The sequence below is a fragment of the Mesorhizobium sp. BHbdii genome, assembly GCF_053848045.1.
The window spans coordinates 225,448-247,797 of record NZ_JBSPKX010000001.1; the positions used below are offsets into that span (position 1 = coordinate 225,448).

Here is a 22,350-nt window from a genome sequence, read left to right on the forward strand (position 1 = left end):
TGGATCATGTCGTTGCGAATGCCATCGAATTTCGGACGGTCGGGAGCGCAGGAGAGCGCGCTCGACCTGCTCGGCCATGAAATCCTCGGCGAAAAGGCAGCGGCGCTCGGCCGCGCCGGCCGGCGCGTGGATGAAACGCTGGCGAGGTTGCGTGAACATGGCGACGATGGCGAACATCGTGCCCGGCTGCTCAAGGATGCCGCGGACGCGGTCCACGGCTATTTCATCCAGCGCGAATTGTGCGGCTTGCACAAGCACGACGCAATGATCCGGGAATACAGCATCCCCAAGGCCGTGCTGGCCAGGCTCGGCGCCAAATAGATACCAGTGTTGAAATCTAACGCTTGGTACCGAAGACGAAATACCGATTTCGACCCGTTCCAGAAGTTCGGGTGCGAGCGCATTATGGCGCAAGTCGGCCCGATTGCCGACTTTCCCGCACTCAATCTTCCTTGCGAAGGATGATCCTACATTGCGGGCAATCAGCCTAAGACTTCAAAGGTTTAGCGGCCAATCGGTCATCTGCCGGGTGGTCGCATACGGTCAGCCGTCACTCCGGCAACCCCGCGATCCGCATGTGTTTGATCCAGCGGTCGAGGCTCCCGGGGGCGGTCCACAACTTCTCCCATTCCTTGCGTTCTTTGCGGATGGATTCGCCGGGCGAGTCTTTGAGGACAACCGCGAGCGCTTCTTTTGCCTCCCGCTCGTTTCCCAGACAGGCGTGGATCCCCGCAAGCATTCGGTGCGCGCCGCTCGGGATTCTGGACATTTTCCGCATCGCCGCCAGAGCGCCCCCGCAATCGTTCTTTTCCCAGAGCGCCCAGCCCATCTGCCAGTTGAACAAGTCAGGGTAGAAAGGATCGATGCCCATGGCCTGCTTGATCCGATCGATCGCTTCGTCGGTGCGGCCAACATAGAGCAACAGATCCGTACTGCGGACCAGGATATCCGAGTTGCTGGGGTTTAGGGCGATTGCCTGATCGTACCGGGCAAGGGCCTGCTCGCTCTCTCCGGCTTCCGTGTGGATGCTGGCGCGGATGTTATGAGCTTCAGCGTCATCAGGAGCGAGCAGGATGGCCTTGTCGGCGTATTCGGCGGCGCGCTCCAACGCCTCGTCATGGTTATGTTCCTGCTCGTGCCAGCCGAACATCGCATCATTGCGATAGGACCAGGCCAGCCCGATATAGCCGAACTGGGAGTTCGGATCCGCTTCGATCGCCTTAAGGTTCAGCTGCCGAAACAGCTGGTTCTTCGCGGCAGAGAAATCCTCATGGAGTTCGGCAATTGCCATCAGGTGATAGTGGAGCGCGCTGACTCGGGCGGCGTCGCTCATTGGCAGGGGGCGTTCGATTCTATGCCCGACCCGATCCGCAAGCGTACGGATGATCACCTCCTGGACGACGAAAAGATCGCCAATCTCCCGGTCATAACTGTTGGCCCAGAGATTCGATCCGTCATGCGCATTTAGCAATTGGGCGGTCACTTTCAGTCGGTCTCCGATCTTCTGCTGGCTGCCTTCGAGCAGGTAGTCGACGCCGAGTTCATCTCCGATCTGCCTGGTCTCGACCGGCTGGTCGCGGTACCTGAAGCTCGAGTTCCGGGCGATGACGGCATAAGTCTTGCTCCGCGATAGCGCGGTGATGATCCCCTCGGCGACGGCGTCGCTGAGATATCCCTTGTCCTCACCGGTACTGAAGTCGTCGAAGGGAAGGATCGCAATCCTCGGCATGTCGCTCGAACGAACCGGAGCGACTCGCCATGTTTCCGCGCCGTAGTATGCGCCGATCGCTGCCGCAACGAGAACGATTGCAGCAAGAATGAAGCCGCGCTGCGAGAATCGTGTCTTGGCACGTTCCGTGACGGCTGCGGCGCTTGGGTCCGCCGCGTCCGACAGATCGGCATTCAGTCGGTAGCCTCTCCTTGGGACGGTTTCCACGATCACGTGCGCGTCGTCCGCCAACGCGCGGCGAATATCGGCAATACATTGCGTGAGGCTGTCATCGGTCACGAAGGTATCGGGCCAAACCGCCTGCATCAGCGCATCCTTCGACACGATTTCGCCCGGTCGCGCCGCGAGCACCGAGAGCACCTCGGCGGACTGGCTGCGAAGACTGACCGCTTTGCCTTCGACGGTTCGGAGTTCTTTGCTTTTCGTCAGGAAGACAAAACCGCGAAACGTGATCGTTTCAGCAGATTTCGGGTCAATTTCAGGGGCCGTTCGGGACATTTCACCTTCCTGGCGCGCTTTTTAGTTTAGCCCATTCGGCCTTCGCCTCCAAGGCGATCCCAGCAGCACCGGATGAGACGGAGGAAGACATGAAACGCACCAGGCTCATCGTCGCTCTCGCTCTTTTCTCGGCAGCGCCATCAGCTGCAAAAGCGGATTCCTGCATCGCGAGATTCTGTGGCCCCGACCATGCCAACGAGGTTGCCCTAGACAACGTCCGTTCTCTCGCCAGCCTCAAGTCGATGGATGACAGCGCCAATTTAACCGCCATCGCTGTCACAATTCATCTGACCAACCAGGGGAAGCTAATCAGGCTCCCCCACGTGAAACCTATGACCTCCATGGCCGAGTGCAGAGCTTGGACCCATCAACAGGAGTTCATGCGCGTACTCCCGGGCTATCTCGCCACCTTCCATTACTGCGACCACGCATCAGAACCATGATTTTGCAAGGTCTGGCTGTTCACGCTCGGACCGCAACCTGGCCTCAAGCGATAACGCCCGAGCTGCGATGAGTTTAACGAGGAAGGCAGGCGGAGACAGGAAGGGCTGCATGAAAGTGAATTCTTCACTTGCGCGGATCCCGCATGTTTGTCGGATCGAACCGAAGCCGCATTGGCACGGCGGCTGGTGTCATGTGCATTCGCCGTCCGCGTGGCGCATAGAGAGCGCCGTTGCCAACTCGCCAACGTCCGAACCACGACCATCAGTTTGCAAGGCACTCGGGAAGACGCACCGGTTTGTCGATCTTCGCCAGTAGCTCGGGGCTGGCGCAGGGCGGGAAACCGGCAAGGCGCATGGTTTCCATGAGACGCTTGCGGTCCGCATCCGTGTTGACAAGAGGTTCGTTCACCCTTCCCTCGATAGTCAGGTCGGGGAACCGTTTAAGGGCCTCGCTGATCAGGGTTTTCGCCTCCTCGGTACGCCCAACTGCCGCCAGCGCGGCGGGGCGATATGTCCATCCCCAGATCCCATAATTCTCCGGCGCCAACTGGTCCATCATTAGCAGCGCGTCGTCGTAGCGACCGATCATAAAATAGGCGTGGGCAAAACACCTGGTGCTCCACAACGGGTAGTTCGGATTAAGGTGGATCGCCCGATCAGCCATTTCGGCGCCCCTCTCGGGCTCGCCAAAAGTCGAAGCCCAAGGCACATAAAAAGTCATTATCTCGAACTGATTTGGAGCCATTCGCAGGGCCGCGTCGAATTCCGCCTTGGCGCGCGCGAGATGGCCCTTTACGATCTGGCTCCCGGCGAGAACGGCATGCGCTTCGGCATCGGCCGGATCGAGCGCGACTGCACGTTTAGCGGCTTCGGCGGCGATACGTCGATTCTTTGCGGGTTCGACGTCGAAACTGGCCAGCACGGAATGCGAATGGTGCAGTTCCACCCAGGCGCGGGCCAGCGTAGGGTCCAGCTCGATAGCGCGGCTGAGAAGTCTGATGGCTTCCTCGACGTCGGCGCGATTGATTTGTTCCAGCTTCTCGGTACCGAGGAGGTAGAGTTCGTAGGCGTTGAGGTTGCCGGGAGGTTTGCGGTGCGCCGTTATCCGGCCTGCCTCTTGGATCAGGCCGGCGCCGCCGCCAAGCCGGTTGGAGACCTGCTCAGCAATCTCCGTCTGAATCGCAAACAGGTCCCAGTCCGGCCGGTCCCACCGGTTCGACCATAGATGCTTACCGGCCTTCGCGTCGATGAACTGAGCCGTAACCCGCACCCGATCGGCTTGGCGTTGAATCGAGCCTTCGACCACAAAGCCCGCGCCGAGCGCTGCACCGACCTCAGTCGGGTTGGCCAGCTTGCCTTCGTAGACTTCCGTCGAGTTATGGGCAATGACCCGGAATTCCGGAAACCGTGCGAGATCGGTAATGATCTCCTCGGTGAGCCCGCCGGCCAGACGCTGCACACTTGCTTCACCGCCGATCGCCTGAAACGGCAGCACCGCGACGGATGGCAGGACCGTGTCAGAACGCTTCTCGATGGCGAGACCCATGAAGAGCCAGACTGCGCCTGCCGCCAACAAGACCAGCAGGCCCAGCGCCACAGCCGCCGCGGTCCATTTCCACCTTGCCGGCGCCGAAGGCTGGTCCGCGGCCGCGATCATCAACCTGTACCCGCGTTTCGGCACGGCCTTAAGTACGGACTGGCTCTCGTCGTGAAGCGCGCGGCGGATGTCGCGTACGCATTGCACCAGACTGTCGTCGGTGACGAATACGCCTGGCCATACTGCCTGCATCAGCTCATCTTTGGTGACCAGTCGGCCGGCGTTTTCCAGGAGATATTTCAGGAGGTCGAAGGCCTGCGGTCTGAGGGCGATCTCGCGCCCTTTCCGGTCACGCACAAACCCTCCGGCAACATCGACGATGACGCCGTTGATGGCGAATGTCCGGGCAGCCCGGGAATCCATCCTCCGCCTCCCACGGGGGGATTTCCAATTTATTATAGCAGATTCCTGCAAGGCTTGAATGCTGACGGAACATCTTTGTTTCGGCAAATTTTCACCGATCTATCACCAGTTGTTCGTTACATTGGGTGTGGCGACGATCCAATGTCTCAGTCGTTCCGAAGATTTGGAATCGGTTCAATGCTGAGACCCCGTCCCCTGCCGACCGTTGCCGCCATTTTCGTGGGCGGGGTTCTTTGTTCGCCGGGTGTCAACGCGCACGATGCAGGAACGGGATGGTACTACCCGCCCAGCTGCTGCAACGGCGATGGCGCCATCGGCGATTGCCAGATGATCCCGGCCAACTCAGTGACGGAAGCGCCAGATGGTTTTGCCGTAGTGCTTTTCCCCGGCGACCATCACCTGGTGACGCGAAAACAAAGCTTCCGTATCCCGTTCGGCAGTGAGATCAGGTCGGGCGACGGCAATTATCACATCTGCCTTTACCCGACGCAGTCCACCGTCTTCTGCTTCTTTGCACCGCCCGGATCAGTGTGACTGCCGCGGGTCATGACCACGTCGGTGTCAAGATTGTCGGCTGAAGCCGGCATTTACGGTGCAGCCGAATTGCCAATGCCCGGCGCGGTCGCGCCACAAACGGACCTTCGTGCGATCCGACTTCTTTGGCGGCAGGCGCTCTCGGCGTGGCCCGAAATTTGGTCGTGCCGTAAAGCGGCACAGATGCAGGGGCAACCTTGCAAAGGAGGACCAATCATGAAGCCGCATTCCCTCAGCGCCCGCCGTATTGGCGTGCTTATGTTGTCACTGTGTGCTTTCGGGCTGATGACGTCAGCCTCAATGCCCGCAGACAGCAAATTCGCCGTCGAGCCGGTGGTTGAGAAAAAGCTGAAGGAACTGCCCTCCGGACCGTTGTACTGGCGGCTGGAAAATTTCCCAACGCTGGCGCAAGCCCAGAGCGCTGCGGGGCCCACCTCGCTTGCGGCGGAGGTCGCGGGCAAGGTCTGGCTGTTCACGCTTGGACCGAAGGATGGCTCGACGCCCGGCGGAGCCAAGGTCGTCGAGATCGGACCCCTTCCGCCGATCAGCGCCAGCGAGTATTTGCTGCGCGTCAACCGGGCCGGCGGAGCGCCCGGTGCCAAGACGCCGATCCATACGCATCCGGGACCGGAGGCCTTCTATGTACTGGCCGGCAAGCTCGGCCAGAGAACGCCCCACGGCGTAACCTACGCCGAAGCCGGCAAGGCCATGACTGGACACGGGGCCAACACGCCGATGGAAGTGTTCAGCGCCGGCACAACCGATCTCGATGAGCTGGCCATCTTCGTGGTCGACGCCAATCAGCCGTTCTCGTCGCCGGCCAGCCTCGACTGAGACGACATTTCCCGGGGTGGCGCGAATGTTCGGTACGAGCTGAGGCGGCACCCCAGCGTCAGATTTTCACCACCAGTTGACCCCGATCTATTCCGAAAACCGGTTCCACTTTTCGCTGACGCGGACCTTCGGGATCATGGTCTACTCCAGCCAGTCGGTGATGAAGCTGCCGTTTTCGTGGATGTCGGTGGTCTCCAGCGGGCCTGGACCGAGATTGGTGAATTTGTGCGGCGTGTTCGGCGGCACAATCAGGATCTGGCCGGCCGACGCCTCGATCTGCCGGTCGCCGACGGTGAACAGCCCGGTGCCAGTGCGGATGATGAAAATCTCGCAATAGGGATGCATGTGCAGCCGCGGGCCGCCGCCGATCTCCTGCAGATAGTTGAAGATCAGGCAGCTTTTGGAGCCGTAGGTGCCGCACTGCAGTTCGCCTTGCCAATGGTCGGGCCAGCGGTCGGGCGCCTTGGCCCATTTGTCGCGGTCGATGACATGCGCCATAAGCCGAGGATAGACCGAGGCCGGGGCTTCTGTCGAGGCAAACGCAGGCGCTGCTTTGCGGTTGATTTACGGTCGTTTTCGGCGTGTTCGACATGTGCCCGTCGCCACGCCGCCCGACGTCGAATTGCGTCCCCGCGACAATCTGCCCTTGTGCCTTCACCCGTCTGGACAAAAACGGGCTTCACGCATAAACCGAAGGCCAATTGCCGGAGGAATTCGCAAGCCTGTTCGCCATGCGCTGTCGGGTTGGCGTGAAAGAGCGGGGAACAAGCCTCGGCCACCGGCACGGAAGAGGCGAAAGGATCAGGCACCCGTGAGCGCAACTGACATCCAGGATCCCAACCGTCGTGATTTTCTCTACGTCGCCACGGGTATGGCGGCGGTGGTTGGCGCGGGTGCCGTCGCCTGGCCGTTCATTGACCAGATGCGCCCGGATGCCTCGACGCTGGCGCTGGCCTCGGTCGAGGTCGACGTCTCCTCGCTGACGCCGGGGATGTCGCTTGTCGTGAAATGGCGCGGCAAGCCGGTTGTGGTGCGCAACCGCACCGAACAAGAGATGAAAGACGGCGAGGCGGTCAATCTGGCCCAGCTCAAGGATCCGCTCGCCCGCAACGCCAATCTGCCGGCCGACGCACCGGCAACGGACGCCAACCGCACTACGCCGGGCAAAGAGGCCTGGATAGTGATGGTCCAGGTCTGCACCCATCTCGGCTGCATTCCGCTCGGCCAGGAAGGCCAGTTCGGCGGCTGGTTCTGCCCGTGTCACGGTTCGGTATACGACACGGCCGGCCGCGTCCGCGGCGGGCCGGCGCCGGAGAACATGACGGTGCCGGTGTTCCAGTTCATTTCCGACACCAAGATCCGTATCGGCTAAGGCTAAGGGATATTTCGATGAGCGAGGGACACCCGACCTATACGCCCAAGACCGGTATCGGACGCTGGTTCGACGCCCGCATGCCGCTGCCGCGGCTGGTCTATGACAGCTTCGTCGCCTATCCGGTGCCGCGGAACCTCAACTATGCGTGGACCTTCGGCGGCATCCTGGCGCTCATGCTGGCGGCGCAGATGCTGACCGGCATCGTGCTGGCCATGCATTATGCGTCGGACAGCACTCTCGCCTTCGATTCCGTCGAAAAAATCATGCGCGACGTGAATTCGGGCTGGCTGTTGCGCTACATGCATTCGAACGGCGCATCGTTCTTCTTCGTCGCGGTGTACATCCACATCTTCCGCGGCCTCTACTACGGTTCCTACAAGGCGCCGCGCGAGCTTCTGTGGATACTCGGCTGCATCATCTATCTGCTGATGATGGCGACAGGCTTCATGGGTTATGTGCTGCCCTGGGGGCAGATGTCGTTCTGGGGCGCGACCGTCATCACCGGCTTCTTTAGCGCCATCCCGCTGGTCGGCGACTGGATCCAGCAGCTTTTGCTCGGCGGCTACGCCGTCGACAACCCGACGCTGAACCGCTTCTTTTCCCTGCACTATCTGCTGCCGTTCATGATCGCCGGCGTCGTCGTGCTGCATATATGGGCGCTGCATGTGGTCGGCCAGTCGAACCCGACCGGCATCGAGGTCAAGTCGAAAACCGATACCGTCGCCTTCACCCCCTACGCGACCATCAAGGACGCGTTCGGGATGCTCGTGTTCCTGTTCATCTTCGCCTACTTCGTCTTCTACCTGCCGAATTTTCTCGGCCATCCCGACAATTACGTCGTCGCCGACCCGCTGAAGACGCCTGCCCATATCGTGCCGGAATGGTACTTCCTGCCGTTCTACGCGATCCTGCGCGCCATTACCTTCAATATCGGGCCGATCAACTCCAAGCTTGGCGGCGTGCTCGCGATGTTCGGCTCCATCGCCATGCTGTTCCTGGTGCCGTGGCTCGACACCTCGAAGGTGCGCTCGGCGGTCTACCGGCCCTGGTACAAGCTGTTCTTCTGGCTGTTCGTGATCGATGCCGTCCTGCTCGGCTGGCTGGGTTCGCAGCCGGCTGAAGGCAGCTATGTCTTCATGGCGCAGATGGCGACATTGTTCTATTTCGCCTTCTTCCTGGTCGCGCTGCCGGTGCTTGGCCTGATCGAGACTCCGCGGCGGTTGCCGAATTCGATCACCGAGGCGGTGCTCGAGAAGAACAAGCATGGCGGTGGCGGGCATCCGGCTCGCGCGACAGCCGCACCGGAAACCAAGGGCTGAGCATGACCCCGAAAAGTGGAGACCGGTTTTCGGACAAGAAGATGGTCGAGACGACGACAGCGCGGCAGAGAATCTCAAGGGGATTTGGTATGAAGAAGATTCTCACCTCGCTGGCGCTGCTCGGCCTTGTGTTGGCAGGCACTGCGGCCGCGACCACAGGGGCGATCGCCCAGGAGGAGGCGCACAACGAAGCCGCGCCGACGCATTTCCCGATACACGAGCCCAAGGAGATGGACTGGAGCTTCGCCGGGCCGTTCGGCACCTACGACAAGGCGCAGTTGCAGCGCGGGCTCAAGGTCTACAAGGAAGTCTGCGCGGCCTGCCATTCGATGAAGTTGGTGGCGTTCCGCACGCTGGAAGACCTTGGCTATTCGGAAGCGCAGGTCAAGGCGCTGGCGGCCGAGTACACGATCAATGATGGCCCCAACGATGCCGGCGACATGTTCGATCGTCCCGGCATACCGTCAGACTATTTCCCGGCGCCGTTCCCCAACGATCAGGCAGCAGCGGCCGCCAATGGGGGGGCTGCCCCGCCCGACATGTCGCTGCTGGCCAAGGCGCGCGGCGTCGAGCGCGGCTTTCCGCGTTTCGTCTTCGACATCTTCACGCAATACGCCCAGGGCGGTCCCGACTATATCCACTCGCTGCTGACCGGCTATGACGAGCAGCCGCCGGCGGGCATGGAGATACCGGAAGGCACGCACTACAATCCCTACTTCATTGCCGGCGTGTCGCTGAAGATGCCCAACCCGCTCTCCGACGACCAGGTGACCTATGACGACGGCGCGCCGCAGACGGTCGACCAGTATTCCCGCGACGTGTCGGCCTTCCTGATGTGGGCGGCCGAGCCGCATCTGGAAGCCCGCAAGAAGACCGGCTTTCGCGTGCTGGTCTTCCTGTTGCTGTTCGGCGCGCTGGTCTATCTGACCAAGCGCAAGGTGTGGGCCGGCGTGGCGCACTGAGCTACGCCACCAGATCGAAAGGGCGTCGAAAGGCGCCCTTTTGCATTTCCGAACACTGCCTCCGAAAAGACCGCCGGCCCAGTCCTTTGCCGGACAATTTTCTTCCAGCCGCCATATCGCGGTAGCCGTCTCTGGCCGCGCCGGGTTACGATCGGCCGGAGTTCCTTTCACGTCTTCAAGTCGAATCGGACGAATGCCCGGAGAGCCGCCCATGAAACCTTCGCTCGAAGACACGCTGCTTGCCGCGATCCGCACCATTCCGGACTATCCCAAGCCGGGCATCCTGTTTCGCGACATCACCACGCTGCTAAGCAATGCGCGCGCCTTCCGCCGCGCCATCGACGAGTTGGTGCATCCCTATGCCGGCCAGAAAGTCGACAAGATCGCCGGCATCGAGGCGCGCGGCTTCATCCTTGGCGGCGCCGTCGCCCATCAGCTATCGGCCGGCTTCGTGCCGATCCGCAAGAAGGGCAAGCTGCCTTACGAGACGGTGCGCGTCGCCTACAGCCTCGAATACGGGCTGGACGAGATGGAGATGCACAGGGATGGCGTGTCTCCGGGTGAGAAGGTCATCCTCGTTGACGACCTGATCGCCACCGGCGGCACCGCGGCGGCGGCGGTCCAGCTGTTGCGGCAGATCGGCGCCGACATCCTCGCCGCCTGCTTCGTCATCGACTTGCCGGACCTCGGCGGCCGCGAGAAGCTCGAAGCGCTCGGCGTGCCGGTCAGGACGCTGATCGGATTCGAAGGGCACTGATACGCTTTTTCCTTCTCCCTTTGTGGGAGAAGGTGGCCTCGCGAAGCGAGGTCGGATGGGGGGTGGACCGATCGCAGCGCTGAAGGCGTAAGCGCTTCCAATCATGTGATTTTTAGACGTATCATTTCTTCCAACACCCCTCATCCGTCTTGGCGCTGCGCACCAATCCACCTTCTCCCACAAGGGGAGAAGGAAAGCTCACCCCACCTTCACCAGCACGGCACTTTCGAATTCGATGACCTTGTCGCCGGTCGAATCGAAGGCCTCCGAGCGAAGTGTGAGCAGCCGCCAGCCCGGCCGTGACATGATGGGGCGGTGGGCAAGCGCTGTGCGGGTGAAGGTCACGGTTTCTCCGGCATAGACGGGCTTCAGCCATTTGAGGTTCTTGAAACCGGGCGAGGGGCCGAATTCGGGTGCGGGTCCTGCGCCGACCCAGCGGGCGCCCCCCGCCTCCACGCCGGCTTCGAGGTTCAATTTCATCCAGGTTGCAGCTGTGTGCCAGCCCGACGCGCACAGGCCGCCGAATATGCTCTTCTTCGCCGCCGCTTCGTCGAGGTGGAATATCTGCGGATCGTATTTCCTGGCGAACGCCTTGATCGCCTCGGGTTCGAATGTATGCGAGCCAAGCGTAACGGTGACGCCGATGCAGAAGAACTCGTCGAGGTTCACGCGCTGGCCCCTCGCGTCAGGAACATGACGGTGTTCTCGAGTTCGAAGACGCCTTCGCCACGCTGGTTGAAAAGCTCGCTGCGCAGGGTGACGAGGCCGAGCTGGGGCTTGGACCTGGACAGGCGCTTGGCAAGGACGGTGGTGTTGCCGCGCAAGATGTCGCCGGCCAGCACCGGCTTCTTCCACCGGACCTGGTCGACGCCGGGGGCGCCTTGCGAGGTCGAGTCCAGCAGGAAGGCGTCGCACAGCATGCGCATGAACATCGCGCAAGTATGCCAGCCGGAGGCCGACAACCCGCCAAGGATGCTGGCCTTGCCCGCCGCCTCGTCGAGATGCATCGGCTGCGCATCGAACTCTTGCGCGAATTCGATGATCTCGGCCGCCCTCACCAGCTTCGTCCCGAGGTCGAGCGAGGCGCCCTCGACGAAATCCTCATAGGCCCAGGTCTTTCCGGTCATGGTCTGGAATCCGGTTCAAGTTTGTACGATCGCCACGGATCGGGATTCCCGGATGCAGGCAGGGCGCAATTTGGTCAAGTAATTTCTGGTGCGCCAGGCCATCGCGCGCAACGGAATAGAAGCTACAACCAGCCGCGGCGGCGGAAATACCAGAAAGGCAGGATCGCCGACACGATCATCAGGCCGATGGCGAAGGGATAGCCGAGCTGCCATTTGAGCTCGGGCATGATGTCGAAATTCATGCCGTAGATCGAAGCGACCAGCGTTGGCGGCAGGAAGATGACTGCGGCGACGGAGAAGATTTTGATGATGGCGTTCTGCTCGATCGAGATCATGCCGAGCGTCGCGTCGAGCAGGAAGTTGATCTTCTGCGATAGGAAGGTAGCGTGGTCGGCGAGCGACAGCACATCGCGCGACAAGGTCTTGATGCGCGCGCGGATGTCCTTGCTCATCTTGGTCTGGGTCGAGGCGTGGGCGAGAAAACCGGCGAGCCGCTGCAGTGAAATCAGGCTGTCGCGGATCGAGGAGGCGATGTCCTCCTTGCGGCCGATCGCCTTGAGCAATTCCTGGAAGTCGCGGTTGCGCTTGGAAACCTTGGTCGAGCGTGCCTCGAAGATGTCGCGCGAGATCGTCTCGATGTCGCGGCCAGCGCGCTCCAGTATGTCGGCGAGGCGGTCTACGATCGCCTCCAGCAGGCCGATCAGGATGGTTTCGCCGCTGGTGCAGCCGGTCGCCACCTTCTCGGCGCGCAGCGGAAACGTCTTGAAGGCCTTCGGTTCGTGATAGCGCACGGTGATCAGCCTGTTGCCGGCCAGCACGAAGGTGACCGGCGACATCAGGGGATCGTCGGCCTCGGTCTGGGCCGGCAGAATGGCGGTCATGAAATAGGCGCCGTCCTCGACGTAAAGGCGGCTGGAAATCTCGATCTCCTCCATCTCCTCGCGCGTCGGAATGGCAACACCGAGCCAGGCCTCGATGGCCGCTTCCTCTTCCTTTGTCGGGTTCAGGAGATCGGCCCAGACGATCTTGTCGCTGTTTGCCAAGAGATCGTCGGCGAGGCGCAGGCGATCATTGTCCACGACGAATGCCTTGATCATCACCGGGTCTCCCTTGCTGAGGCCAAAAGGATGGGTTCGAGCGGGCGCGTCGTTTCGGATTGCACGGGACAGGCGCTTTCGACGAAGGCACGGGCCGGTGCAGACGCCCCTTAGACCGGGCATTGCAGGCAGTCAAGCGCGCGAAAACGGCCCGTGCGGCGTGCACAGGGCTGTGATCGCAGCGGCGGCCGTGATGGCTTCCGGCGTGCCGTCGGTCAGCTCAGGTGTTGAACTTGAACAGCATGATGTCGCCGTCCTGGACGACATACTCCTTGCCTTCGTCGCGCGCCTTGCCGGCTTCCTTGGCCGCCACTTCGCCGCCCAGCGTGACGAAGTCGTTGTAGGCGATGGTCTGGGCGCGGATGAAGCCGCGCTCGAAATCGGTATGGATGACGCCTGCCGCCTGTGGCGCCTTGGCGCCCTTGTGCACGGTCCAGGCGCGTGTCTCCTTCGGGCCGACGGTGAAATAGGTGATGAGCTGCAGCAGCTCGTAGCCGGCGCGGATCACCTTGTTCAGGCCAGGCTCATCGAGGCCCAGCGTCGCGAGGAATTCCATTTCCTCTTCGTCGCTCAGCTGCGCGACCTCGGCTTCGATCGCCGCGGAAATCACCACGGTGCGGGCGCCTTGCGCGGCAGCCATCTGTTCGACCGCCTTGGTATGCGCGTTGCCGGTGGCGGCGTCGGCCTCGGCGACATTGCAGACATAGAGTACAGGGTGCGACGTCAGCAGGTTCAGCCCCTGCAGGATGCGCAGATCCTCCGCGGAGATATCTTTGAGCAGGATGCGGGCGGGCTTGCCGGCCTGCAGGAGTTCGAGGGCGGCTTCCATCATCGGCAGCACGGTCAGCGCCTCCTTGTCCTTGCCGGAAGCGCGCTTGCGGAACTGCACGATGCGGCGCTCGAGGCTATCGAGGTCGGCGAGCATCAGCTCGGTCTCGACGGTCTCGGCGTCGGCAACGGGATCGATGCGGCCCTCGACATGGGTGATGTCGTCATCCTCGAAGCAGCGCAGCACGTGGACGATGGCGTCGACCTCGCGGATGTTGGCCAGGAACTGGTTGCCCAGGCCTTCGCCCTTCGAGGCGCCGCGCACCAGGCCGGCGATGTCGACGAAGGAGATGCGGGTCGGGATGATCTCTTTCGACTTGCCGATCGCCGCGATCTTCTGCAGGCGCGGGTCGGGCACCGCCACCTCGCCGGTGTTCGGTTCGATGGTGCAGAATGGATAGTTGGCTGCCTGCGCCGCCGCCGTCCTGGTCAGCGCGTTGAAAAGCGTCGACTTGCCGACGTTGGGCAAGCCAACGATGCCGCATTTGAAACCCATTTTTATCCGGTCCTATCGGGAAATCGAAATTTGATGAGGGCTATGGGCGAAAGCGCCGACGATCGTCAAGCCCTCCAGCCCCGATCCGTGGCGAGGCTTACTCCTTGCCGCCAAACAGCTTCTTCAGCATGGCGGCCATCGGGCCGGTTTCGGGCAGCTTGACTGCCGGCTGCTGCGGCCGCGCCTGACGGACGTGGCTCTGCTGTTTTGCACCCTGTTGTTTTTGCCCGGGCTTTTCCGGCTCGGGCACGTTGCCGGCCTTGCCCTGGACGGCGACGCTGACCTTGTTCATGAAACCGGATTCGTCGCCCTTGACGATCAATTCGGCATTGGCGCCCACGGCTTCGAGCAGCGGCTCCAGCCAGTCGCGATCGGCCTTGGCGAAATCGCCAAGCACATGATGGTGGACGAACTCCTTGACACCGGGATGGCCGACGCCGATGCGCACGCGGCGGTAGGCGTTGCCGACATGGCCGTCGATCGAGCGGATGCCGTTGTGACCGCCGGCGCCGCCGCCGGTCTTCACGCGAACCTTACCGTCGGCGAGGTCGATCTCGTCATAAAAGACGGTGAGCGCCGAGGGGGCGAGCTTGTAGAAGCGCAGCGCTTCGCCGATCGACTGGCCGGAATTGTTCATGAAGGTCTGCGGCTTGATCAAGATGATCTTTTCGCCGCCAAGCGTGCCTTCGGCGATCAGCCCCTGGAACTTCTTCGACCAGGGCGAAAAGGAATGGCGGCGGGCGATTGCGTCCGCCGCCATGAAGCCGACATTGTGCCGGTTGTTGGCGTATTTCGCGCCCGGATTGCCGAGGCCTGCAAACAGCAGCATCGTCACCTCTAGTGTGGTGGATTTGAAGTTCCTGCCGCTTTGAAGGCATCAACGTTCAGGAACTTCAAATCCAAAAACCACACTAGAACCTCATGGTTGCTAGTGTGGCCTTTAGAATCCGAAATTCGCCCGGTGCGCTGCTCCAAAGTGATGCGAATTTCGGATTCGCCACACTAGGCGGAAAGGGATTACTTCTCTTCGGCGGCAGCAGGAGCCGCTTCGGGTTCAGCCGCTTCGACCGTCTCTTCCGCTTCCGGCTTCATCGCCGAGGAGCCGGCAATGGTCGCGACGGTGAAGTCGCGGTCGGAGATCACCGGCTTGACGCCGGCCGGCAGCTTGACCGCCGAGATGTGGATCGAATCGCCGATATCGGTGCCGGTGAGATCGACGGTGATGAACTCCGGGATCGCATTGGCCGGGCAATGGAACTCGACTTCATGGCGCACGATGTTGAGCACGCCGCCGCGCTTGATGCCGGGCGACTTGTCCTCGTTGATGAAGTGGACCGGCACGTCGACATTAACTTCGGTGTCCTTGCCGATGCGCAGGAAGTCGACATGGACCGGGAAATCCCTGACCGGGTCGAGCTGGTAGTCCTTTGGCAGGACCTGGATCTTCTTGCCGTCGACATCGATCGTGGCGATCGTGGTCAGGAACCCGCCGCCATGGATCTTGTAGTAGATGTCCTTGTAGGTCAGCGCAATCGCCAGGGGAGGCTGCTTGTCGCCGTAAATTACTGCAGGCACTTTACCGTTGCGGCGAACTGCACGGGCGGACCCCTTACCGACCTGTTCGCGCGCTTCGGCCTTGAGCTCGTAAGTATCGCTCATGGCATTTCCTTTCGCGTTGTTCTGGAGCGTTCGCGGCCGGCGAGGTGCCTGGGGCCGTAAACGTCGAAAGCCGTCATGGCCTTACATGATCTGGTCCAAAATCTTTTTGGGATCACGTTAGGCCGGACAGCCTTCCGCCGCGTTGCCTCCAAGGGTGTCTACGCGGGTGGCGGCTCTATAGCGGAAGGTGAGACGAGGTGCAAGTCGTGGCGGCGGGCAGTGGTTTACTTCAAACTTCGGCTTTGCGCCTCACTTTCAGACATTTGGGTCGCGTCTTGAAAGCCGACCGCATCCAATCAGTGTCAGACCGGAAACAGGAGTGCCGAAAGCAACGCAGCGACATACAGTCCGACCCCGTAGGACAGATGAGTCATGAGGCCGCGCAGACGCGCAGTGTGCGGGTTGGGAGTTTTCGAGGCTGCAATTCCGGCTCCAAAGGCTGGCTGCATGACGAAGAACGGGGCGACGACAGTAGACATGCCGACAAGAAGGGCGGGAAGCAATGTCGGATATCGTGCCCAGTCGATGCCCCATACTCCCATCAGCAATGCAGCAAAGACGATGCCGATCGCGTAATGCGCTACCCATCCAATCGGCGTTTCGCCTGGAATTCGGGGAGCCTGCGCGATATTTGCATGCGCGAAACGGCCTCGCGGAAAGTGCCCGATCCAGCGGCCGACCCAGGCATAATCAAGCGGCGGAATCGCGAACGCGCGCTCCAGAAACAGTCCCCAAAGATCCATCACCGCCGTCGCGCCCGCTCCGATCGCGGCTGCGCGGACAGCGAACTCCAACTGCTCGTTCATTTCTATGCTCCTGTCCTGTCCATGCTGCTGTCTTGGGCGTCAGTCACTAGCCGATTTAAATATCTCGTTCAATGTATTGATTGATTGATAGATTCATAGTAGGTCTGCGATATGAAAAACGCAGGTGTCCATCATCCGGTCTTTGACGAGATAGCGGATCTCGCCCGCACGCTGGGACATCCACATCGGCTGGTTCTTCTCCGCCACATTGCCGACGGCGAACTCGCCGTGGAGCAGCTGACGCAACTTTCCGGGATCGCGTTGGCCAACACGTCGCAGCATCTTCAACACCTCAAGCGGGCCGGCTTGGTGCAGACCCGGCGAGACGGGAAACGCGTGCTCTATCGTTTGGCCGATGGCCCGATCGAAAACGTGCTCGCGGCCCTGCGAAGCCTTGCGAACCATAGGCGCGAGCAAATCCGCGAGCTTATCAATGACACTATGAGCCGGCCGGACAGGCTGGAGAACATCTCGCGCGAGGAACTCGTGCGCCGCATGCGGGACGACGAAATCGTGCTGCTCGACGTTCGGCCGCAGGAAGAATACGCAGCCGGGCATTTGCCGGGTGCGATAAACATTCCCGTCGGTGAGCTGGAGAAACGACTTGCGGAGCTTCCGCGAGAGAAGGTCATCGTTGCCTATTGCCGTGGTGTCCAGTGCATTCTCTCTGCCGACGCGCTGGCAATCCTGAGGACGCGAGGCCGGGCCTCACGCCGGTTCGAAGGTGGTTTTCCCGAGTGGCTGACGTCAGGCCTTGATGTCGACGGCATGAACTACGAAAGCGGCTGACAGAAGCCAAAGTCGGCGTCGCCGGCCCAAGCCCGAATAGGGGAAACTGGAACCGCCACGGGGGCAATGCCCGCGGCAGGCTGGACGGCGCGCCGGAAGCATGGAAGGGAAGCCAATGAAGACCTCTTCGGAAACAAGCAGTGGAAGCGGCATTTCGGAAGGGAAGGCACGCCTGGCTTTCACAATGCTCGCCACGGTACAAGCCACGCTGATCTTCACGATCGCGCTGATCATCGTGCCGCTGCCGAAGATCGCCATCGACTTCGGCCTCATTTCCACAGATCTGTCGCTGCTTCAGGTTGCCTACGGACTGCCTTTCAGCGGCCTGCTTCTGTTCGGCGGCCGATTGGCCGACCGCTATGGTGGCCGGCGCATGTTCGAGCTGGGGCTGACGGTCTTCGGTGCCGCCTCACTCGTCGCCGCCTTCGCGCCGAGTTACGGCGTGCTGGTGGCGATGCGCTTTGGTCAAGGGGTCGGCGGGGCAATAACCGCGCCTGCTGCGATGGCCGTCCTGCGCGCGCTTACTCCGGACCCGGCCGCCTATGGCCGGGCGATTGCCACATGGGGCGGGGTTTCGGTCCTCGGCGCAATCATGGGCGTCGTCTCGGGCATCCTGACCACCTAGATGTCGTGGCGATGGATGTTCGCAGTCCCGGTTGTCGTGGCAATGATCGCGTTGGCCACGACCTCCGTGTTGCTTCCGATGGATCGCAGCGACAAGTCTGCTCATCGGCCACGACTCGATCCCATGGAAGCATTGCTTGCCACTTTCGGTATCGCCTTGGGCAGCTATGGGCTGATTGCAAGCGGGGATCATCGCTGGATGTCTCCGCCAGTCATCGGCTCGCTTGTGGTCTCTGGCCTGCTCCTCTCAGCCTTCGTGATCCTGGAGCGGAAGATCGAAGACTCCCTGTTGCCACCGGGCTTCCTGGTCGATTCCTGCCGGATCACCGGTCTGGCGGGAATGCTTCTGGCTGCAGCCGGTTCGGTCGTGATCGAATATATCCTCTCGCTTTATCTGCAGCAGGTGAAGGGATGGTCGCCACTCATGACGGCGATCGGCTTTCTCCTCTTCGCCGCGACGTTAATTGTGGCAAACCGCCTCTCTCCCTCGTCAGTGGGCCGCTTCGGGGCCTTGCCGACCACCGTTGGCGGCCTGATAGTCGCGGCCATAGGGCTTGGGATGCTGACCGGTATTGCCAGGGACACGATCTATCTTTCCGGCCTGTTGCCCGGGACGGTTCTACTCGCGGCCGGGATGTCGCTTGTCTTTCCGGATCGGCCGTGCTGTCCACGATGAATGTCCCGCAGTATCAGGCAGGGCTTGCCGCCGGCGTCATGAACACGGCGATGGAACTCGGCCCCGCCGTGGGGTTGGCGGTACTGATGTCGGTAGCCGCGACACAAAATGGTGCCGTGCAAGGTTATGGCTGGGCATTCGGCGCGGCATGCCTCTTCTACCTGGCTGCGGCCGCGACTGCGATGAGGCTCACCAGGCAGGGTGCTTGCGCGCGGGTCGCTCCGAACGTGCTGGCCGAGCGACCTCGGTAGAGCGCCGTGTGTCCCTCTTACAGGCCTGGAGCTATATCATTGCAGTGACCCTGCCCGCCGTATCGAGGCGACAACCGACCTGCCGGATTTCGATGCCACCTTGTCTTGCGTAGTCTATTCGCACCTTGATCGGCGCCGTGAGTGCACCCCGACGTTGACGCAAGGCACCGCACGGACACGGACGGCGCCAAGCGGTTTCGCAGCGGACATGATCGCCGCGCGGCAGGCTCGCACGACCGCAACTGGCGTACCGGCTGCTGTACATTCAAGCTCAGGACTGGCGGCCGAAGGACCTGAACGATCTCCGGAAACACGTCGACCAGCAACCGGGCGAGGCGCGGCTCTGCGCGGCTGGGGCTCGTTAACCTAGAACCTGATTCGGTCAATTCCGTGGATATACCACCGGTCTTCTCCAGCCGGATTCAGGCCGCGTGCTTGGAACTAATGACGGGCGAGACTGTTCAGCTATGATTTTGATCCGACGCTGACGTGCCCGGCAGGCTGCGGAAGCGGCAATCTTAAGGAGTTCTCATCATGAAGATTTCGTCCAGATTTCGTTCAGTCGCGGTTGCCGTCATCGCCGTCGCGGGAGTTAGTTTTGCCAGCGCCGCGCATGCCGACAGTGGTACGATCCGCTTCACCGTCTACAAGGCGGCCTTCTTCATCGGTGGCGCCGGAGGCGAGGGCACACTGACCTTCCATGGTCGCCGATATCCCATCTCGATCGGCGGCATCTCGGGCGGCCTCGCCTTCGGGGCCTCTAAGACCTATTTCCGAGGTACCGTGCGCCACATTCGCCGCGCCCGAGATGTGACGGGGGTGTACGGTGCAGCAGGCGGTGGCGGCGCGCTCGGCAAAGGGGCCCAGGTCATCGTCATGACCAATGACAAGGGCGCCCAACTCGAACTCTCAGGCAAGCAGGTAGGCCTGCAAGTCAACGCAGATCTCAGCGGTATGAGCATCACGGTGAAGTAAGAGCCGAAATGGCGGCTCCATTGACGCGGCTGGTGGTCCCAGCAAAGCGCAGTTAAGAAACGGCCGGGCGGCGGTGGCACGGGCAGTTTTGTTGGCCCTTGGGTACAGAAACCGCCCGCAAACTACCAGACGACGACATTTTGAAAGGCTGGCCGCGCACATCAACACGGATGTCAGCTTCTTCCGGGATCGTCAACCACTGCCCTAAACGGCGACAATGAGGCGCAGATCTGCCGTTCGCGTCGTGGAAGATATGACGCCGGCTTCAGGTCAAAGCCGATGTTCAACCCGACCTATCACCTGGTCGCAGCGCTGGCTTTCATCTTCCTCGCTTCCTTCATGTTCGGCAAAAAAACCGTCAGCAGTCCGAGCAGGGGCAAATAGGAGCAGACCTGAAAGACGAAGTCGATGCCTTTCATGTCGGCGACGACGCCGAGCACGGCAGCGGCGATGCCGCCCATGCCGAAGGCGAAGCCGAAGAAGATACCGGCGATCGTGCCGACGCGGCCGGGCACCAGTTCCTGGGCGAAGACGACGATGTTCGAGAAGGCCGAGGACAGGATCAGGCCGATCAGCACTGTCAGGATCATCGTCCATTCGAAATTGGCGTAGGGCAGGGCCAGCGTAAAGGGCAGCACACCGACGATCGAGAACCAGATCATCGCCTTCTGTCCATAGCGGTCGCCGAACGGGCCGCCGAGCAGGATGCCCAGCGCCGAGGCGCCGAGGAACAGGAACAGCATGACCTGCGACATCTGCACCGAAACGCCGAACTTATGGATGGCGTAGAAGGTATAGTAGCTGGCGAGGCTGGCGATGTAGGCGTTCTTGGTCAGCACAAGCAAGGTCAGCACCGTCAGCGCGCCCATCACCTTGCGGCGCGGAAAGGGCGAGACGAAGCCAGCCGCCTTGCGGTTGGCGAGCGAGGCGCGCAGGCGGCTGTACCAGCCGCCAACCCGCCACAGCACGATGATGCCGATCAGCGAGCCGGCGGCAAACCACGCTATGCTGGTCTGGCCGAAGGGTACGACGATGAAGGCAGCCAGCAGCGGCCCGATGGCCTGGCCGAAATTGCCGCCGACCTGGAACAGAGATTGCGCCAGGCCGAACCTGCCGCCCGAGGCGAAGCGGGCGATGCGCGAGGATTCCGGGTGGAAAATCGCCGATCCGATGCCGATCAGCGACGCGCCGATCAGCAGCAGCCAATAGTGTCCGGCATAGGCCAGCACGATCAGGCCGATCAGCGAGGACGCCATGCCGTAGGGCAGCGAATAGGGCATCGGCCGCTTGTCGGTGACCATGCCGATCAGCGGCTGCAGTAATGAGGCCGTCACCTGGAAGGTGAAGGTCAAAAGGCCGATCTGCCAGAAATCGAGACCGTAATTGTCCTTCAGCAGCGGATAGATCGCCGACAGCAGCGACTGCATGATGTCGTTGACACAATGGCAGAAGCTCACCGCAAGAATGACGGTGAAGGCCGTCGCTTGCGCCGAAGTGTGGCTGGCCGCCGCAGGCGTAGCGACGGTGGTGGCTGTCGTGTCGGTCAAGGCATGCTCCGTGGTCTTTTTGGCGGGCGCAGAGCAGCCGGCCTCATAGCCGGGCCTTATAAGTCACTTGCCGGGCGACTTCTTTCGTGGTTTGGTCCAATAGTTTCGCGAGTGGGCCATTACTCGATGCCACGTGGCAATGAAATCTTCAAAGCGGGCGACACCGATCTCGGCCAGTTTACCGACCTCGGGCAGTTGCATGAGCGCCGCTGGCAGTGGCTGGAGCAGGCCGTCGGGCCGGCGGTGGCCCTGCCGACCGAATATCCCGACGGCTACCACGTGCCGCAGCACCGTCACAGTCGCAGTCAGTTGCTGCATGCGCTTGTCGGCGTCGTGCTGGTGACGACGCGGCATGGCCGCTGGATGGTGCCTCCCGATCATGCCATGTGGATTCCCGCCGGCACCGAGCATTCCGTCGAGATGCTTGGCGACGTCAGCATGCGCTCGGTCTATGTGATGCCGGACGCCATTGCGGGGCTGCCGCATGGGCTGCGCGTCGTCGGCATTACAGATCTGATGCACAGCCTGATTGTGGAATCGGAAAAGCTGCCGCAGGGCGCCGAGCTGGAAGGGCGCGGCGGGCTGATCATGAGCCTCCTGCTGCATGAAATCCCGAACCTGCCGGAACGGCCGCTCGGCCTGCCTTTTCCTTCAGATCCAAAGCTTGCGGCACTGTGCCGGCGCTTCGTCGCAGCACCCTCGCCGCACGCGACAATCGACGAATGGGCCGATATCGTCGGCATGAGCCGCCGTTCCTTCACCCGCGCCTTTCATCGCCAGACCGGATTGTCGCTGTCGACATGGCGCCAGCAGGCCTGCCTGTTCGCGGCCTTGCCGAGGCTGGCCGATGGCGAGCCGATCACAAGGGTGGCGTTCGACCTCGGCTATGACAGCGTGCCGGCCTTCATCACCATGTTCAAGCGTATGCTGGGGGCATCGCCGCGGGGCTATATGCGAGGGTCAAAGGACAATATCAGGGTGTCGAACGGGTAACGCATGACCCGAACCTTCGGTTCGCTTCAGCGAAATCGGAACCGATTTCGCTGGGGACCATGCGCAAAATC

General features: G+C 61.7%; 23 protein-coding genes and 2 pseudogenes. 14 read left to right on the forward strand and 11 right to left on the reverse strand.

Annotated elements, in window-relative coordinates:
• The first annotated feature begins 6 nt into the window (after window positions 1-6).
• The gene (locus ACWTU8_RS01005) at window positions 7-321 is read left to right on the forward strand and encodes a DUF6665 family protein (protein WP_455846692.1); all 315 of its coding nucleotides are present in this window, start codon (window positions 7-9) and stop codon (window positions 319-321) included.
• A 229-nt stretch (window positions 322-550) separates the two neighbouring features.
• Here the strand turns inward: ACWTU8_RS01005 and ACWTU8_RS01010 are convergent, their stop codons facing one another.
• Entirely contained in the window at window positions 551-2,227 is a 1,677-nt protein-coding gene (locus ACWTU8_RS01010) for a winged helix-turn-helix domain-containing tetratricopeptide repeat protein (RefSeq protein ID WP_455846693.1), read from the reverse strand.
• An 89-nt stretch (window positions 2,228-2,316) separates the two neighbouring features.
• On the opposite strand from ACWTU8_RS01010, the gene ACWTU8_RS01015 reads away from it, so the two are divergent.
• Window positions 2,317-2,670, forward strand: a complete 354-nt coding sequence (locus ACWTU8_RS01015; protein ID WP_455846694.1) for a hypothetical protein — start codon at window positions 2,317-2,319, stop codon at window positions 2,668-2,670.
• Between the two features lie 262 nt (window positions 2,671-2,932).
• On the opposite strand, the gene ACWTU8_RS01020 is transcribed toward ACWTU8_RS01015, so the two are convergent.
• On the reverse strand, window positions 2,933-4,564 hold the full coding sequence (locus tag ACWTU8_RS01020) for a winged helix-turn-helix domain-containing protein (RefSeq protein ID WP_455846695.1): 1,632 nt from the start codon (window positions 4,562-4,564) through the stop codon (window positions 2,933-2,935).
• A 243-nt stretch (window positions 4,565-4,807) separates the two neighbouring features.
• On the opposite strand from ACWTU8_RS01020, the gene ACWTU8_RS01025 reads away from it, so the two are divergent.
• Window positions 4,808-5,164 carry a hypothetical protein gene (locus tag ACWTU8_RS01025; RefSeq protein ID WP_455846696.1) on the forward strand — a complete coding sequence of 119 codons (357 nt, stop codon included), beginning with the start codon at window positions 4,808-4,810 and terminating at the stop codon, window positions 5,162-5,164.
• A 216-nt stretch (window positions 5,165-5,380) separates the two neighbouring features.
• A complete protein-coding gene (locus tag ACWTU8_RS01030) occupies window positions 5,381-5,998 on the forward strand; it encodes a cupin domain-containing protein (protein WP_455846697.1) in 618 nt (205 codons plus the stop codon).
• Between the two features lie 141 nt (window positions 5,999-6,139).
• On the opposite strand, the gene ACWTU8_RS01035 is transcribed toward ACWTU8_RS01030, so the two are convergent.
• Entirely contained in the window at window positions 6,140-6,496 is a 357-nt protein-coding gene (locus ACWTU8_RS01035) for a cupin domain-containing protein (protein ID WP_455846698.1), read from the reverse strand.
• A gap of 313 nt (window positions 6,497-6,809) precedes the next feature.
• Between ACWTU8_RS01035 and petA the strand changes: the two genes are divergently transcribed.
• From petA to ACWTU8_RS01055, 4 genes are all read left to right on the forward strand, one after another.
• On the forward strand, window positions 6,810-7,370 hold the full coding sequence (gene petA, locus ACWTU8_RS01040) for a ubiquinol-cytochrome c reductase iron-sulfur subunit (protein ID WP_455846699.1): 561 nt from the start codon (window positions 6,810-6,812) through the stop codon (window positions 7,368-7,370).
• Between the two features lie 17 nt (window positions 7,371-7,387).
• Window positions 7,388-8,692, forward strand: coding sequence for a cytochrome b (locus ACWTU8_RS01045; RefSeq protein WP_455846700.1), 1,305 nt, complete (start codon window positions 7,388-7,390; stop codon window positions 8,690-8,692).
• Window positions 8,693-8,781: 89 nt separating this feature from the next.
• Window positions 8,782-9,654, forward strand: coding sequence for a cytochrome c1 (locus tag ACWTU8_RS01050; protein ID WP_127317476.1), 873 nt, complete (start codon window positions 8,782-8,784; stop codon window positions 9,652-9,654).
• Window positions 9,655-9,865: 211 nt separating this feature from the next.
• Entirely contained in the window at window positions 9,866-10,411 is a 546-nt protein-coding gene (locus ACWTU8_RS01055; RefSeq protein WP_065011944.1) for an adenine phosphoribosyltransferase, read from the forward strand.
• Between the two features lie 198 nt (window positions 10,412-10,609).
• On the opposite strand, the gene ACWTU8_RS01060 is transcribed toward ACWTU8_RS01055, so the two are convergent.
• From ACWTU8_RS01060 to ACWTU8_RS01090, 7 genes are all read right to left on the reverse strand, one after another.
• The gene (locus ACWTU8_RS01060) at window positions 10,610-11,080 is read right to left on the reverse strand and encodes a MaoC family dehydratase (protein WP_455846701.1); all 471 of its coding nucleotides are present in this window, start codon (window positions 11,078-11,080) and stop codon (window positions 10,610-10,612) included.
• A complete protein-coding gene (locus ACWTU8_RS01065) occupies window positions 11,077-11,538 on the reverse strand; it encodes a MaoC family dehydratase (RefSeq protein WP_455846702.1) in 462 nt (153 codons plus the stop codon). The genes ACWTU8_RS01060 and ACWTU8_RS01065 overlap by 4 nt, the downstream gene beginning before the upstream one ends.
• Window positions 11,539-11,660: 122 nt before the next feature.
• Window positions 11,661-12,635: a magnesium/cobalt transporter CorA gene (gene corA / locus ACWTU8_RS01070; RefSeq protein WP_455846703.1), complete on the reverse strand. Its 975-nt coding sequence runs from the start codon at window positions 12,633-12,635 to the stop codon at window positions 11,661-11,663.
• 220 nt (window positions 12,636-12,855) lie between these two features.
• The gene (gene ychF, locus ACWTU8_RS01075) at window positions 12,856-13,959 is read right to left on the reverse strand and encodes a redox-regulated ATPase YchF (RefSeq protein WP_352953034.1); all 1,104 of its coding nucleotides are present in this window, start codon (window positions 13,957-13,959) and stop codon (window positions 12,856-12,858) included.
• 97 nt (window positions 13,960-14,056) lie between these two features.
• Window positions 14,057-14,788, reverse strand: coding sequence for an aminoacyl-tRNA hydrolase (gene pth / locus ACWTU8_RS01080; protein WP_455846704.1), 732 nt, complete (start codon window positions 14,786-14,788; stop codon window positions 14,057-14,059).
• A 188-nt stretch (window positions 14,789-14,976) separates the two neighbouring features.
• A complete protein-coding gene (locus ACWTU8_RS01085; RefSeq protein ID WP_029349941.1) occupies window positions 14,977-15,618 on the reverse strand; it encodes a 50S ribosomal protein L25/general stress protein Ctc in 642 nt (213 codons plus the stop codon).
• Window positions 15,619-15,920: 302 nt separating this feature from the next.
• A complete protein-coding gene (locus tag ACWTU8_RS01090) occupies window positions 15,921-16,424 on the reverse strand; it encodes a DUF2938 domain-containing protein (protein WP_455846705.1) in 504 nt (167 codons plus the stop codon).
• A 111-nt stretch (window positions 16,425-16,535) separates the two neighbouring features.
• Between ACWTU8_RS01090 and ACWTU8_RS01095 the strand changes: the two are divergent.
• The 5 genes and pseudogenes from ACWTU8_RS01095 to ACWTU8_RS01115 form a co-directional block, all read left to right on the forward strand.
• Window positions 16,536-16,739, forward strand: a pseudogene (locus ACWTU8_RS01095) (ArsR/SmtB family transcription factor); the annotation flags it as partial.
• Window positions 16,740-16,865: 126 nt separating this feature from the next.
• Window positions 16,866-17,213 (forward strand): rhodanese-like domain-containing protein, encoded by a 348-nt coding sequence (locus ACWTU8_RS01100; RefSeq protein ID WP_455848354.1) that lies wholly within the window; start codon window positions 16,866-16,868, stop codon window positions 17,211-17,213.
• Window positions 17,214-17,397: 184 nt separating this feature from the next.
• Window positions 17,398-18,513: pseudogene (locus ACWTU8_RS01105) on the forward strand (MFS transporter).
• Window positions 18,498-18,764 carry a hypothetical protein gene (locus ACWTU8_RS01110; RefSeq protein WP_455846706.1) on the forward strand — a complete coding sequence of 89 codons (267 nt, stop codon included), beginning with the start codon at window positions 18,498-18,500 and terminating at the stop codon, window positions 18,762-18,764. The pseudogene ACWTU8_RS01105 and the gene ACWTU8_RS01110 overlap by 16 nt, the downstream one beginning before the upstream one ends.
• A gap of 534 nt (window positions 18,765-19,298) precedes the next feature.
• Complete coding sequence (locus ACWTU8_RS01115) at window positions 19,299-19,739, forward strand: hypothetical protein (protein WP_455846707.1); 441 nt, start codon at window positions 19,299-19,301, stop codon at window positions 19,737-19,739.
• 296 nt (window positions 19,740-20,035) lie between these two features.
• Here ACWTU8_RS01115 and ACWTU8_RS01120 read toward each other — a convergent pair whose 3' ends face one another.
• Window positions 20,036-21,286: an MFS transporter gene (locus tag ACWTU8_RS01120; RefSeq protein ID WP_455846708.1), complete on the reverse strand. Its 1,251-nt coding sequence runs from the start codon at window positions 21,284-21,286 to the stop codon at window positions 20,036-20,038.
• A 126-nt stretch (window positions 21,287-21,412) separates the two neighbouring features.
• Between ACWTU8_RS01120 and ACWTU8_RS01125 the strand changes: the two genes are divergently transcribed.
• Window positions 21,413-22,279 carry an AraC family transcriptional regulator gene (locus tag ACWTU8_RS01125; RefSeq protein ID WP_455846709.1) on the forward strand — a complete coding sequence of 289 codons (867 nt, stop codon included), beginning with the start codon at window positions 21,413-21,415 and terminating at the stop codon, window positions 22,277-22,279.
• Window positions 22,280-22,350 lie beyond the last annotated feature (71 nt).

What these genes read in the sequence shown, in the direction of transcription:
- ACWTU8_RS01015 (WP_455846694.1), top strand. Translation starts at nt 2,317, where the DNA reads ATGAAACGCACCAGGCTCATCGTCGCTCTCGCTCTTTTCTCGGCAGCG.
- ACWTU8_RS01030 (WP_455846697.1), top strand. Translation starts at nt 5,381, where the DNA reads ATGAAGCCGCATTCCCTCAGCGCCCGCCGTATTGGCGTGCTTATGTTG.
- corA (WP_455846703.1), bottom strand. Translation starts at nt 12,635, where the DNA reads ATGATCAAGGCATTCGTCGTGGACAATGATCGCCTGCGCCTCGCCGAC.
- ychF (WP_352953034.1), bottom strand. Translation starts at nt 13,959, where the DNA reads ATGGGTTTCAAATGCGGCATCGTTGGCTTGCCCAACGTCGGCAAGTCG.
- ACWTU8_RS01045 (WP_455846700.1), top strand. Translation starts at nt 7,388, where the DNA reads ATGAGCGAGGGACACCCGACCTATACGCCCAAGACCGGTATCGGACGC.
- ACWTU8_RS01115 (WP_455846707.1), top strand. Translation starts at nt 19,299, where the DNA reads ATGAAGATTTCGTCCAGATTTCGTTCAGTCGCGGTTGCCGTCATCGCC.
- ACWTU8_RS01035 (WP_455846698.1), bottom strand. Translation starts at nt 6,496, where the DNA reads ATGGCGCATGTCATCGACCGCGACAAATGGGCCAAGGCGCCCGACCGC.
- ACWTU8_RS01010 (WP_455846693.1), bottom strand. Translation starts at nt 2,227, where the DNA reads ATGTCCCGAACGGCCCCTGAAATTGACCCGAAATCTGCTGAAACGATC.
- ACWTU8_RS01090 (WP_455846705.1), bottom strand. Translation starts at nt 16,424, where the DNA reads ATGAACGAGCAGTTGGAGTTCGCTGTCCGCGCAGCCGCGATCGGAGCG.
- ACWTU8_RS01025 (WP_455846696.1), top strand. Translation starts at nt 4,808, where the DNA reads ATGCTGAGACCCCGTCCCCTGCCGACCGTTGCCGCCATTTTCGTGGGC.
- ACWTU8_RS01055 (WP_065011944.1), top strand. Translation starts at nt 9,866, where the DNA reads ATGAAACCTTCGCTCGAAGACACGCTGCTTGCCGCGATCCGCACCATT.
- pth (WP_455846704.1), bottom strand. Translation starts at nt 14,788, where the DNA reads ATGCTGCTGTTTGCAGGCCTCGGCAATCCGGGCGCGAAATACGCCAAC.
- ACWTU8_RS01125 (WP_455846709.1), top strand. Translation starts at nt 21,413, where the DNA reads ATGCCACGTGGCAATGAAATCTTCAAAGCGGGCGACACCGATCTCGGC.
- ACWTU8_RS01100 (WP_455848354.1), top strand. Translation starts at nt 16,866, where the DNA reads ATGAGCCGGCCGGACAGGCTGGAGAACATCTCGCGCGAGGAACTCGTG.
- ACWTU8_RS01005 (WP_455846692.1), top strand. Translation starts at nt 7, where the DNA reads ATGTCGTTGCGAATGCCATCGAATTTCGGACGGTCGGGAGCGCAGGAG.
- ACWTU8_RS01065 (WP_455846702.1), bottom strand. Translation starts at nt 11,538, where the DNA reads ATGACCGGAAAGACCTGGGCCTATGAGGATTTCGTCGAGGGCGCCTCG.
- ACWTU8_RS01050 (WP_127317476.1), top strand. Translation starts at nt 8,782, where the DNA reads ATGAAGAAGATTCTCACCTCGCTGGCGCTGCTCGGCCTTGTGTTGGCA.
- ACWTU8_RS01085 (WP_029349941.1), bottom strand. Translation starts at nt 15,618, where the DNA reads ATGAGCGATACTTACGAGCTCAAGGCCGAAGCGCGCGAACAGGTCGGT.